10 protein-coding genes and 1 pseudogene are annotated in these 11,469 nt (G+C 63.3%); 10 read left to right on the top strand and 1 reads right to left on the bottom strand.

From position 1 onward, the window contains the following. Nucleotides 1-857: pseudogene (locus FLQ03_RS07095) on the bottom strand (THUMP domain-containing protein); the annotation flags it as partial. 115 nt (nucleotides 858-972) lie between these two features. On the opposite strand from FLQ03_RS07095, the gene mutY reads away from it, so the two are divergent. The 10 genes from mutY (at nucleotide 973) to FLQ03_RS07045 (ending at nucleotide 11,404) form a co-directional block, all read left to right on the top strand. Beyond that, entirely contained in the window at nucleotides 973-2,028 is a 1,056-nt protein-coding gene (mutY, locus tag FLQ03_RS07090; protein WP_240802217.1) for an A/G-specific adenine glycosylase, read from the top strand. A gap of 96 nt (nucleotides 2,029-2,124) precedes the next feature. After that, nucleotides 2,125-4,335, top strand: a complete 2,211-nt coding sequence (locus FLQ03_RS07085; RefSeq protein ID WP_144373257.1) for a RelA/SpoT family protein — start codon at nucleotides 2,125-2,127, stop codon at nucleotides 4,333-4,335. A gap of 103 nt (nucleotides 4,336-4,438) precedes the next feature. Continuing rightward, on the top strand, nucleotides 4,439-5,206 hold the full coding sequence (deoC, locus tag FLQ03_RS07080) for a deoxyribose-phosphate aldolase (RefSeq protein WP_170252337.1): 768 nt from the start codon (nucleotides 4,439-4,441) through the stop codon (nucleotides 5,204-5,206). Nucleotides 5,207-5,483: 277 nt separating this feature from the next. Further along, a complete protein-coding gene (locus tag FLQ03_RS07075) occupies nucleotides 5,484-6,704 on the top strand; it encodes a phosphopentomutase (protein ID WP_144373255.1) in 1,221 nt (406 codons plus the stop codon). A gap of 160 nt (nucleotides 6,705-6,864) precedes the next feature. Then, entirely contained in the window at nucleotides 6,865-7,578 is a 714-nt protein-coding gene (deoD, locus tag FLQ03_RS07070; RefSeq protein ID WP_144373254.1) for a purine-nucleoside phosphorylase, read from the top strand. 352 nt (nucleotides 7,579-7,930) lie between these two features. Then, the gene (rplM, locus tag FLQ03_RS07065; RefSeq protein WP_144373253.1) at nucleotides 7,931-8,359 is read left to right on the top strand and encodes a 50S ribosomal protein L13; all 429 of its coding nucleotides are present in this window, start codon (nucleotides 7,931-7,933) and stop codon (nucleotides 8,357-8,359) included. Between the two features lie 16 nt (nucleotides 8,360-8,375). Continuing rightward, on the top strand, nucleotides 8,376-8,768 hold the full coding sequence (gene rpsI / locus FLQ03_RS07060) for a 30S ribosomal protein S9 (protein WP_017509911.1): 393 nt from the start codon (nucleotides 8,376-8,378) through the stop codon (nucleotides 8,766-8,768). Nucleotides 8,769-8,990: 222 nt separating this feature from the next. Further along, the gene (gene argC / locus FLQ03_RS07055) at nucleotides 8,991-10,034 is read left to right on the top strand and encodes an N-acetyl-gamma-glutamyl-phosphate reductase (protein ID WP_144373252.1); all 1,044 of its coding nucleotides are present in this window, start codon (nucleotides 8,991-8,993) and stop codon (nucleotides 10,032-10,034) included. A 96-nt stretch (nucleotides 10,035-10,130) separates the two neighbouring features. Next, complete coding sequence (gene erpA / locus FLQ03_RS07050; RefSeq protein WP_144373251.1) at nucleotides 10,131-10,481, top strand: iron-sulfur cluster insertion protein ErpA; 351 nt, start codon at nucleotides 10,131-10,133, stop codon at nucleotides 10,479-10,481. Nucleotides 10,482-10,546: 65 nt separating this feature from the next. Further along, on the top strand, nucleotides 10,547-11,404 hold the full coding sequence (locus FLQ03_RS07045) for a CheR family methyltransferase (RefSeq protein ID WP_144373250.1): 858 nt from the start codon (nucleotides 10,547-10,549) through the stop codon (nucleotides 11,402-11,404). The last annotated feature ends 65 nt before the right edge of the window (nucleotides 11,405-11,469 follow it).

The following is an 11,469-nucleotide window of genomic DNA, read 5'->3' as shown; positions in this document are numbered from 1 at the left end:
TCGCGCGGTTTGTCGCCGCCGAAGCGCGGCTTGTCGAAGCTGCGCTCTTCGCGCTGGAAGCCACCTTCGCGACGCTCGCCGCGCGGGGCAAAGTTGCCGTCGCGCGCTTTGTCGCCGCCGAAGCGCGGCTTGTCGAAGCTACGCTCTTCACGCTGGAAGCCACCTTCACGACGTTCGCCACGCGGGGCGAAGTTGCCATCACGCGGTTTGTCGCCACCGAAGCGCGGTTTGTCGAAGCTGCGCTCTTCGCGCTGGAAACCACCTTCACGACGCTCGCCACGCGGGGCGAAATTGCCGTCACGCGGTTTGTCGCCGCCGAAGCGCGGCTTGTCGAAGCTGCGCTCTTCGCGCTGGAAACCACCTTCACGACGCTCGCCACGCGGGGCGAAATTGCCGTCACGTGGTTTGTCGCTGCCAAAGCGCGGCTTGTCGAAGCTGCGCTCTTCGCGCTGGAAACCGCCTTCGCGACGCTCGCCACGCGGGGCAAAGTTGCCATCACGTGGTTTGTCGCCGCCGAAGCGCGGCTTGTCGAAGCTGCGCTCGTCACGCTGGAAGCCGCCTTCACGACGCTCGCCACGCGGGGCGAAATTGCCGTCACGCGGTTTGTCGCCGCCAAAGCGCGGTTTGTCGAAGCTGCGTTCTTCGCGCTGGAAGCCACCTTCACGACGCTCGCCACGCGGGGCGAAGTTGCCGTCACGCGGTTTGTCGAAGCCGCGGCTGTCATTGCCAAAACGGGGGTTATGGCCGGCCTGGCCTGCTGGCGGTGCGTCATTCCCGGCAGGTGGTGCGTTGCGCTCGGCAAACGAAGTGGGCTGGCGGCGTTGCGCGGCGCGCTGTCGGGAACGGAAAGTGGACATCGTGCGGTAATCCTTTGAAATCAATCCACCATTCTAGCCTATTCGGGCCTGGCCTGCTTGGTGCTCGCTGCGCTTTGGTTTAACATGGCCGGTTCGATTTTGAATGGCATACGCAGTGGCAACGCTCGAAAAGCAGTTTGCGGCGCGCCTGGTGGCATGGCAGCGCCAGTTTGGCCGGCATGGCCTGCCGTGGCAGGTTAGCGACCCGTACAAGGTATGGTTGTCCGAGATCATGCTGCAGCAGACCCAGGTGGCGACGGTGCTGGGCTACTACCCGCGCTTTCTGGCGCGTTTCCCGGACTTGGCCACGTTGGCTGCCGCCCCGGTGGACGACGTGCTGGCGCTGTGGAGCGGCCTCGGCTACTACACCCGTGCCCGCAACCTGCACAAGGCTGCGCAGATGGTGATGCAGGAATTTGGCGGTGCGTTCCCGCAGCAGCGGGCAGATATCGAACGCCTTCCCGGTGTGGGACGTTCTACCGCAGCGGCGATTGCCGCGTTTGCCTTTGGCCAGCGCGAAACCATCCTGGACGGTAATGTCAAACGCGTGCTGGCGCGCTGCTTCGGCGTGGAAGGCTACCCCGGCGACAAGGCGGTGGAAACCGGCATGTGGCAGCTGGCCGAGCGGCTGACGCCGGCCGCGGCGGCCGACATGCAGGCGTATACCCAAGGCCTGATGGACCTGGGCGCCACCGTCTGTACCCGCAGCAAACCGGCCTGTACCGCGTGCCCGATGCTGGACGGCTGCGTGGCGGCCAACAGCGGGCGTACCGCCGAGCTGCCGCAGCGCAAGCCGCGCAAGGCGGTGCCGCAGCGCGAAACCGTGATGTTGCTGGCGCTGTACCAGGGGCAGGTGTTGCTGCAGCGGCGGCCTCCTTCCGGCATCTGGGGCGGCTTGCTGAGCCTGCCGGAGTTCGACAGCACGCTGGCGGTAGACGACTGGCTGGCGGCCAACGCCGACGGTGAACTGTTGCCAGCGTGGCCGGAAATGGTGCATGTTTTCACCCATTTCCGCCTCACCATTACCCCGCAGCCGGTGCAGCTGCAAAGCCTGGCGGGCAGCGCCTGCCACGACGACGGCTGGCAATGGCTGCCGCTGGCCGAGGCGGTGGACGCCGGCGTGCCGGCACCGGTGCGCAAATTGCTGTTGCAGGCCCAAGGCCTGCGCTGATTGACCGTGCCGCCCCGGGCTGCCGCGCAAGGCGCCCGCAGGCGGTACCTGCTTAGCCCAACCCTGACGCGGCCAGGCCGCAAGGTGAATTGAAAGATGGTTTCCGTAGTACGTTCCGTCGCCGATACCCTGGCCGACGCCGCCGACCCGGCGGTATGGCTGGCCCAGCTGTCCGCCGCGCTGACTGACGCCGAGCGCGCCATGCTGCAACGCGCCTTCGACGCTGCCCGCGAGCTGTACGCCGGCAAGAAGCTGCCGCATACCGGCGAGGATGTGTTCAGCCATGCGGTGGCCGCCGCCGCCATCGTGGCCGACCTGAACCTGCTGCCCGACGCCATCGCCGCCACCTTGCTGTTTGCCGTGCCCGACTACCGCGAAGACTGGCAGGAGTGGCTGCCGCAAGCGTTCAACCGCACCGTGCTGACGCTGGTGGAGGGCGGCAACCGCGTGCGCCGCCTCACCGAAGTGGCGCGGCTGGACAAGCTGGCCACCCCGGACGACCGTGCCCGCCAGGCCGAAACCATGCGCAAGATGCTGCTGGCGATGGTGGCCGACATCCGCGTGGTGCTGATCAAGCTGGCGTGGCGCACGCAGACCATGCACTACCTGTCGCAGGTAGCCGACACCGGCCTGCGCCGCCAGATCGCGCAAGAAACGCTGGATCTGTTTGCGCCGCTGGCCAACCGCCTGGGCGTATGGCAGATCAAGTGGGAGCTGGAAGACCTGGGCTTCCGCCACACCGAGCCGGACAACTACAAGAAGATCGCCAAGCTGCTGGACGAGCGCCGGCTGGAGCGCATCGACTATATCGAGCGCGTGCTGGACATCCTGCGCGGCGAGCTGAAGAAAGCCGGCATCAAGGGCGATGTGGCCGGCCGGCCCAAGCACATCTATTCCATCTGGAAGAAGATGAAGAAAAAGAAGCTCGACTTTTCCGAGCTTTACGACATCCGCGCCGTACGCATCCTGGTGGAGCGCCTGCAAGACTGCTACACCGTGCTGGGCCTGATCCACAGCATGTGGCAGCCGATTCCGGGCGAGTTCGACGACTACATCAGCAACCCCAAGGCCAACGATTATCGCAGCCTGCACACCGCCGTCATCGGCCCGGAAGGGCGCGGTGTGGAGGTGCAGATCCGCACCTTCGAAATGCACGAGCACGCCGAATTCGGCGTGGCCGCGCACTGGCGCTACAAGGAAGGTGGCAAGGGCGACGCGCAGTACGAAGAGAAAATCTCCTGGCTGCGCCAGCTGCTGGATTGGCGCGAGGATATGTCCGACTCCGACCGCAGCGACCTGGCCGACGCCTTCAAGACCGAGCTGTTCTCCGACACCATTTACGTGCTGACACCGCAGGGCAGGGTGCTGGCCTTGCCGTACGGCGCCACGCCGATCGATTTTGCCTACAGCCTGCATACCGACCTCGGCCACCGTTGCCGCGGTGCCAAGGTGGAAGGCCATATCGTGCCGCTGTCCACCCCGCTGCAAAACGGGCAGCGGGTGGAGATCCTTACCGCCAAAGAGGGCGGCCCGTCGGTTAACTGGCTACACGAAGGCTGGGTGAAGAGCCACCGCGCCATTGCCAAGATCCGCCAGTACGTGCGCCAGCAAAACGCCGACGTGGTGCGCGAGACCGGCCGCCAACTGTTCGAGCGCGAGCTGTCGCGCCACCAGCACGTGCAACCCAGCCTGGCGCAGATTGCCGACAAGCTGGGCTTCTCGCGCATGGACGAGCTGTACGCCGCGCTGGGCCACGGCGAGCTGGGCACCCGCGCCATCAGCAACGCCATTGAAAGCTTTGCCCCGCAGCAACCGCTGGAGGTGGCGCCGGAAGACCTGGTACGCCGCAGCCGTGGCGGCCACGATTCCGGCGGTGTGCTGATCGAGGGCGTCGGCAACCTGATGACCATCCTGGCCAAGTGCTGCAAGCCGGCGCCGCCGGACAGCGTGGCCGGCTTTGTCACCCGTGGCCGTGGTATTTCCATCCACCGCAGCAACTGCATCACCCTCAAGCGTTTGTCGGCGGAAGCGCCGGAGCGGCTGATTGCCGCCGACTGGGGCGAGCAGAAGAGCAGCGTATTCCCGATTGATCTGGAAATCCACGCGCTGGATCGCCCCGGCCTGCTGCGCGATATTTCCGACGTGTTCTCGCGTGAAAAGCTGAACGTGATCGGCGTCAACACGCTGTCGCGGGCGCAGAAAGCCAAGCTGCGTTTTACCGTGGAGGTGCGCCAGGTGCGCGACATCAGCCGCGTGCTGGCCCACATCATGGAGGTGCGCGGCGTGCACGAAGCGCGTCGCGTCTAAGCGGCGGCGGCCAACGTTGGCCGCGCCGCGTGTTCTCGTCGGCAGCCTGCCTGCCGGCGCCGGGCCCGGGATGGGCCTGCAATCACTGTTATCCGAGTGCATCATGCAAGACCCGACATTGCAGGCGCAGCTGGCGCTGTCGCTGATGGACCTGACTTCGCTCAACGACGGCGACACCGCCGCCAGTATCGAGGCGCTGTGCGCCAACGCGTGTAGCGACGCCGGCCAGGTGGCCGCCGTATGCGTGTACCCGCGTTTTGTGCCGCACGCGCGCCGTGCGTTGGCCCGCGCCGGTGCCGGCAGCGTGCGCATCGCCACCGTCACCAACTTTCCGCATGGCGACGACGACGTGGCGATTGCGCTTGCCGAAACCCGTGCTGCCATCGCCTATGGGGCCGACGAGGTGGACGTGGTGTTTCCGTGGCGTGCGCTGCAGGCCGGTAATGCGGATGTTGGCCGTGAGCTGGTGTCGGCGTGCAAGGCCGCCTGCGGCGACAAACTGCTGAAGGTGATCATCGAGAGCGGTGAGCTGGCCACGCCGGCGCTGATCCGTCAGGCCAGCGACATTGCGCTGGCCGCCGGCGCCGACTTCCTGAAAACCTCCACCGGCAAGGTGGCGGTGAACGCCACGCCGGAGGCGGCGGCCATCATGCTGCAGGCCATCCGCGACAGCGGCCGTGCCTGCGGCTTCAAGGCGGCGGGCGGCGTACGCACGCTGGAAGACGCCGTGGTCTACCTGCAGCTGGCCGCCGACATCATGGGCGCGGCGTGGCTGACGCCGGCGCACTTCCGCTTTGGCGCCTCCGGCTTGCTGGCCAATCTGCAGGCGGTGGTGCAGGGCGGGGCAATCACCCAGCACAGCGGCTACTAAGCGGCGCCAACAAAACCCCTGATCCTGCGTTGCGCCTCCTTGCCGTACTACTTGTACTGTCTTCGTCGGCGCGCCTTGGCTCAGGTGCGTTGCGAGATTTTGTTAGCGGCGCCAAGGGCTATTTGAGTCCTGCAAGGTTGGCCGCAGCAATGCGGCCAACCTTTTTCATTTGCGGCACCCTGGCCCGGCAGGCACTGTCCTTGCCGCCGCCAGCGTGCTAAAAACACAGACAAAGCGCGGGCCATGCCCCGCGTCACCCACACGAAGAGGCAACACCATGACAAACCGACGCGCCATCATTCTGGTACTGGATTCGCTGGGCATCGGCGCCAGTGCCGACGCCGACAAGTTTGGCGATGTAGGCAGCAATACGCTGGGCAGTATCGCCCGTGCCGCCGCCAGCGGCGCGGCCAACGTTGGCCGCAGCGGCCCGCTGCAGCTGCCCAACCTGTCCCGTCTGGGGCTGGGCCACGCCTGTGAGCTGTCGTCCGGCTACTTCCCCGAGGGCATGGACCCGGCAGCGCCGGTGGCGGCTTACGGCTACGCCCGCGAGCTGTCCAGCGGCAAGGACACCCCGTCCGGCCACTGGGAAATCGCCGGCGTACCGGTGCTGTTCGACTGGGGTTACTTCCACGACAAGCAAAACAGCTTCCCGCAGGCGCTGCTGGACGAACTGGTGGCCAAGGCCGGCCTGCCCGGCTACCTGGGCAACTGCCACGCCAGCGGCACCGAGATCCTCGACCGCCTGGGCGAAGAGCACATGGCCAGCGGCAAGCCCATTTTCTACACCTCGGCCGACTCTGTGTTCCAGATCGCCTGCCATGAGGAAACCTTTGGCCTGGAGCGCCTGTACGAACTGTGCCGCATTGCGCGCGAGGCGCTGGGCCCGTACAACATCGGCCGTGTGATTGCGCGCCCGTTTGTCGGTAGCGGCAAGGGCCAGTTCAGCCGCACCGGCAACCGCAAGGACCTGGCCGTCGAGCCGCCAGCGCCTACCGTGCTGCAGAAGCTGGCCGAAGCCGGCGGCGAGGTGGTGTCGGTGGGCAAGATCGCCGATATCTACGCCCACGTCGGCATTACGCAGAAATACAAGGCCACCGGCCTGGACGAGCTGTGGGACACCACGCTGGCCGCGCTGAAGACCACGCCGGGCAACAGCATCATCTTCACCAATTTTGTCGATTTTGACTCCAGCTACGGCCACCGCCGCGACGTCGCCGGCTACGCCCGCGCGCTGGAACAGTTCGACGCCCGCCTGCCCGAGCTGCTGGCCGCCATGGGCGACGACGATATCGTGATCCTCACCGCCGACCACGGCTGCGACCCCACCTGGCCCGGTAGCGACCACACCCGCGAGCATATTCCGGTGCTGTGCTACGGCAAGCAGGTAAAGCCCGGCAGCCTGGGCGAGCGCGCCACCTTTGCCGATATCGGCCAGAGCGTGGCCAGCTGGCTGGGCCTGCCGGCCATGGATTACGGCACCGCCTTCCTGGGCTGAGCCCGGCAAGCATTTGACTGCGGCCAACATACACGCACCGGAACGGACGTGTTGGCCGCCACACCATCTCCGGCAGCGGGCAGAGCACCGTTCCGGCGTGGCAGGTTCACGCTTATCCGTGTATCGGCCGGCTGCCGCGATCATCATTTGGGAGATTGACATGGCTACACCGCATATTGGCGCCGAACGCGGCGACTTCGCTGACATCGTGCTGATGCCGGGTGACCCGCTGCGCGCCAAACTGATTGCCGACACCTACCTGGAAAACGCCGTACAGGTGACCAGCGTGCGCAATGTGTTCGGCTACACCGGTACCTACAAGGGCAAGCGCCTGTCGGTGATGGCGCACGGTATGGGCATCCCGTCGGCCAGCATCTACACCACCGAGCTGATCAAGGATTTCGGCGTCAAGACCATCATCCGCATCGGTTCCTGCGGCTCGGTCGACGCGGCCCGCCTGGGCCTGCGCGATATCGTCATCGCCATGGGCGCCTGCACAGACAGCAAGGTCAACCGCATGCGCTTCCTGGACCACGATTACGCCGCCATTGCTGATTTCGAGGTGCTGCGCACCGCGGTAGACACCGCTGCCGAGCTGGGCAAGAAGGTACACGTGGGCAATGTGTTCTCCGCCGACCTGTTCTACGGCGTGCAGCCGCAGTTGCTGGATACGCTGAAAGCGATGAACGTGAATGCCGTGGAGATGGAAATTGCCGGCATTTACGGTGTTGCCGCGCAGTACGGCGCCCGGGCGCTGGGCATCGTCACCGTGTCGGACGTGATCCCGACCGGCGAGGCGGTCGACGCCGAGGCGCGCCAGACTACCTTCCGCGACATGATGGACATCGCGCTGGAAACCGCGCTGAAGCTGTAAAGCGGCCCCGCTTTTGTGCATTGCATCGGGATTGTAGCGTCAGGCCGACAATTTTTGATGCAATGCACAAAATTGCCTTGCCAACGGCCAGGGGCAATTCCATAATCAAGCTACATCAGGACGTTGCGTGAAAGTGTGCGTTTTGGTGTTGTCTCCTCCATCCTCCTTCTATAGGTGGAACTTGGCGCAATCAGGCAAGCCCGATTGCGCTCTTTTTTTGCCTTTTGCAGACAGATGAGACAAAAACGGTTTCTCCTTGCCCGACAAGGCCTTGAATCGTGACTTAGGTTTGACAGTAAAGTGTTGCTGTAATAGAATCCGGAACTTTCAAGAATTACGATGGAAGAGTTCCATGAAGACCTTTTCTGCCAAGCCGCATGAGGTAAAGCGCGAGTGGTTCGTGGTCGACGCCGAAGACAAGGTGTTGGGCCGTCTCGCTGCCGAAATCGCTCGTCGTCTGCGCGGCAAGCACAAGCCGGAGTTCACTCCGCACGTTGACACCGGTGACTACATCGTTGTCGTTAACGCCGAAAAACTGCGCGTTACCGGTAACAAAGCACTGGACAAGAAGTACTACCGTCACTCCGGTTACCCGGGCGGTATCTACGAACGCAACTTCACCGAACTGCAAAACCAGTTCCCGGAGCGTGTTCTGGAAAAAGCCGTTAAAGGTATGCTGCCGAAGGGTCCGCTGGGCTACGCCATGATCAAGAAGCTCAAGGTATACGCCGGCACCGAGCACCCGCACGCCGCCCAACAGCCGAAAGTGCTGGACTTCTGATTCGAGGCAAGTATAGATGAACGGTAAATACTACTACGGTACCGGCCGTCGCAAGAGCTCCGTAGCTCGTGTGTTCATGCAAAAAGGCTCCGGCCAGATCATCGTTAACGGCAAACCTGTTGACCAGTACTTCGCTCGCGAAACCGGTCGCATGGTAATCCGTCAACCGCTGCAAATCACCGAACACCTGGAGTCTTTCGACATCATGGTTAACGTGAACGGCGGTGGCGAAACTGGCCAAGCTGGTGCTATCCGTCACGGCATTACCCGTGCCCTGATCGACTTCAGCGCCGAGCTGAAACCGACCCTGTCCCACGCCGGCTTCGTTACCCGCGATGCCCGTGAAGTGGAACGTAAAAAAGTGGGTCTGCGCAAAGCCCGTCGTCGCAAGCAGTTCTCCAAGCGTTAATCTGCTTGTCGCGAGACAAAAAAAGCCACCGTTCGCGGTGGCTTTTTTCTTTTGGCGCGGGTGTTATCTGCCAAGGTTGGCCGCAATGCAGGCTGTCTTGCCTAGCCAGAAAAGCCCTGCTTGGCAGCAGCTGACCCGTGCTGTTTTGCTGGTTGCATTGCGCTGCAGCACTCCTTACCATGTCGCCTTTGCGACATTTTTTTATATCCAGAGGAGCCTGGCATGATCAAGGTGGGCATTGTCGGCGGTACCGGTTACACCGGTGTCGAGCTGTTGCGTTTGTTGGCCAACCATCCGGGTGCTGAAGTGGTGGCGGTAACGTCGCGCAAGGAAGCCGGCATGAAAGTGGCCGAGATGTTCCCCAGCCTGCGTGGCCGCGTTGACGTGGCGTTCAGTACGCCGGACGAGACCGATCTGAAGGCGTGCGATGTGGTGTTCTTTGCCACCCCGCATGGCGTGGCCATGGCCCAGGCACGCGAGCTGCTGGAAGCCGGCGTGAAGGTGATCGACCTGGCGGCCGATTTCCGTCTGAAAGACCCGGCCGTATTCGCCAAGTGGTACGCGATGGAGCACAGCTGCACCGACCTGTTGGCCGAGGCGGTCTACGGCCTGCCCGAAGTCAACCGCGATGCCATCAAGCAAGCGCGCCTGATCGGCATGGCCGGTTGCTACCCGACTTCGGTACAGCTGGGCCTGTTGCCGCTGCTGGAAGGCGGCAAGCAGTACATCGAAACCGATACCCTGATCGCCGACTGCAAGTCCGGCGTGTCCGGCGCCGGCCGCAAGGCCGAAGTAGGCACCCTGTTTGCCGAAGCCGGTGACAACTTCAAGGCTTACGGCGTGAAAGGCCACCGTCACAGCCCGGAAATCGAGCAAGGGCTGTCTGCCATTCACGGCGCACCGGTGAAGCTGACCTTCGTGCCGCACCTGACGCCGATGATCCGCGGCATTCATTCCACCATCTATGCCCGCCTGAAGCCGGAAGGCCGCGATGTGGATTTCCAGCAGCTGTTCGAGCAACGCTTTGCTGGCGAGCCGTTCGTCGATGTGCTGCCGGCGGGCAGCTGCCCGGAAACCCGCTCGGTACGCGGCGCCAACACCGCCCGTATTGCCGTGCATCGCCCGGGTAACGGCGACCTGCTGGTGATTCTGGTGGTGGAAGACAACCTGGTAAAAGGCGCGTCTGGCCAGGCGGTACAGGTGATGAACCTGATGTTCGGCCAGCCGGAAAACGCCGGCCTGGACATCGTACCCCTGCTGCCCTAATGGTTGAAAACTCGCCAGCCGGCCCGATATCCTACTAAAATACTAGGATGAAGGGCCGCTAGGCGCGGCCCGTCCTTGCACCGAAAGGCTAGAGAAATGACTGCAGCGACCGAAACCCCGTCCCCGATCAACTTTACCGACAGCGCCTGCGACAAGGTACGCGACCTGGTAGCCGAAGAGGGCAATCCGGATCTGAAACTGCGCGTTTTCGTTACCGGCGGTGGCTGCTCCGGCTTCCAGTACGGTTTTACATTTGACGAAATCGCCAATGAAGACGATACCGCTATTGAGCGCGGTGGCGTAACCTTCCTGGTTGACCCGATGAGCTACCAGTACCTGGTAGGTGCCGAGATCGACTACCAGGAAAGCCTGGAAGGTTCGCAGTTTGTCATTCGCAACCCGAATGCACAAACCACTTGTGGCTGCGGCTCGTCCTTCTCGGTGTAAGTCCGGGCCTGGCCTGTCGTACAAAACCCGGGTTCGCCCGGGTTTTTGTTTGCGGAGATACCGTCATGCATAACAAGATTCCGCCCATCGTATTGCCCAAGGTGGAGTTCAACCGCGAGTTTGCCTTTACGGAACAGGATTTCGAGCGCATCCGCCAGCTGATCTACAAAGAAGCGGGCATTTCGCTGAACCCAACCAAAAAAGACATGGTATACGGCCGCCTGGTGCGCCGTATCCGCGAGCTGAAACTGGCCGGCTTCGGCCCCTATATCGAATACCTGCAAAGCGCCGGTGGCAAGCGCGAGTTCGAGCTGTTCGTCAACGCGCTCACCACCAACCTTACGTTCCTCTTCCGTGAAGAACACCACTTCCACATGCTGGCCGACTTCCTGAAAACGCTACCAGCTGGCCAGGAAGTGAACATCTGGTGCGCGGCGTCCTCCACCGGTGAAGAGCCGTACTCCATTGCCATGACCGCGCTGGAAGCCAGCGGCGGCCGCGGCAATATCAGCATTCTGGCGACCGACCTCGATACCAGCGTGCTGGAGGTTGGCCGCAAGGGCATTTACAGCGAAGACAAGATCGCCAAGCTGCCGGCCGGCTACGCCAGCCGCTACTTCGACAAGCTGCCGGACGGCACCTACCAGGCCAAGGCGCAGCTGCGCAGCATGATCACCTTCAGCCAGTTGAACCTGGTGCACAACAACTGGCCGATCCGCAAACAGTTCGACGCACTGTTCTGCCGCAACGTGATGATCTACTTCGACCGCGATACCCAGTTTGCGGTACTGAAGAAATTCCATCCGCTGATCAAGCCGCACGGGCTGCTGTTTGTCGGCCACTCGGAAAACTTCTATTTCGCTTCCGAGTACTTCACCCTGCGCGGCAAGACCGTGTACGAAATGGCCAAGCGCAAGCCTTGACGGCCACGTCAGCTTGGCATGCCGCAAGCATCGCTTTACCATGCTTGCCGGCCCGGGCCCCTGCG

The sequence above is a fragment of the Vogesella urethralis genome (genome assembly GCF_007644045.2).
GTDB classification, from domain to species: Bacteria; Pseudomonadota; Gammaproteobacteria; order Burkholderiales; family Chromobacteriaceae; genus Vogesella; species Vogesella urethralis.
The sequence above is the reverse complement of the archived record's forward strand: the minus strand, read 5'-3'. Positions and strand labels throughout refer to the sequence as shown.

Coding starts and splice junctions, on each gene's coding strand:
- FLQ03_RS07085 (WP_144373257.1), top strand. CDS start 2,125: ATGGTTTCCGTAGTACGTTCCGTCGCCGATACCCTGGCCGACGCCGCC.
- erpA (WP_144373251.1), top strand. CDS start 10,131: ATGACTGCAGCGACCGAAACCCCGTCCCCGATCAACTTTACCGACAGC.
- FLQ03_RS07045 (WP_144373250.1), top strand. CDS start 10,547: ATGCATAACAAGATTCCGCCCATCGTATTGCCCAAGGTGGAGTTCAAC.
- rpsI (WP_017509911.1), top strand. CDS start 8,376: ATGAACGGTAAATACTACTACGGTACCGGCCGTCGCAAGAGCTCCGTA.
- rplM (WP_144373253.1), top strand. CDS start 7,931: ATGAAGACCTTTTCTGCCAAGCCGCATGAGGTAAAGCGCGAGTGGTTC.
- FLQ03_RS07075 (WP_144373255.1), top strand. CDS start 5,484: ATGACAAACCGACGCGCCATCATTCTGGTACTGGATTCGCTGGGCATC.
- argC (WP_144373252.1), top strand. CDS start 8,991: ATGATCAAGGTGGGCATTGTCGGCGGTACCGGTTACACCGGTGTCGAG.
- deoC (WP_170252337.1), top strand. CDS start 4,439: ATGCAAGACCCGACATTGCAGGCGCAGCTGGCGCTGTCGCTGATGGAC.
- deoD (WP_144373254.1), top strand. CDS start 6,865: ATGGCTACACCGCATATTGGCGCCGAACGCGGCGACTTCGCTGACATC.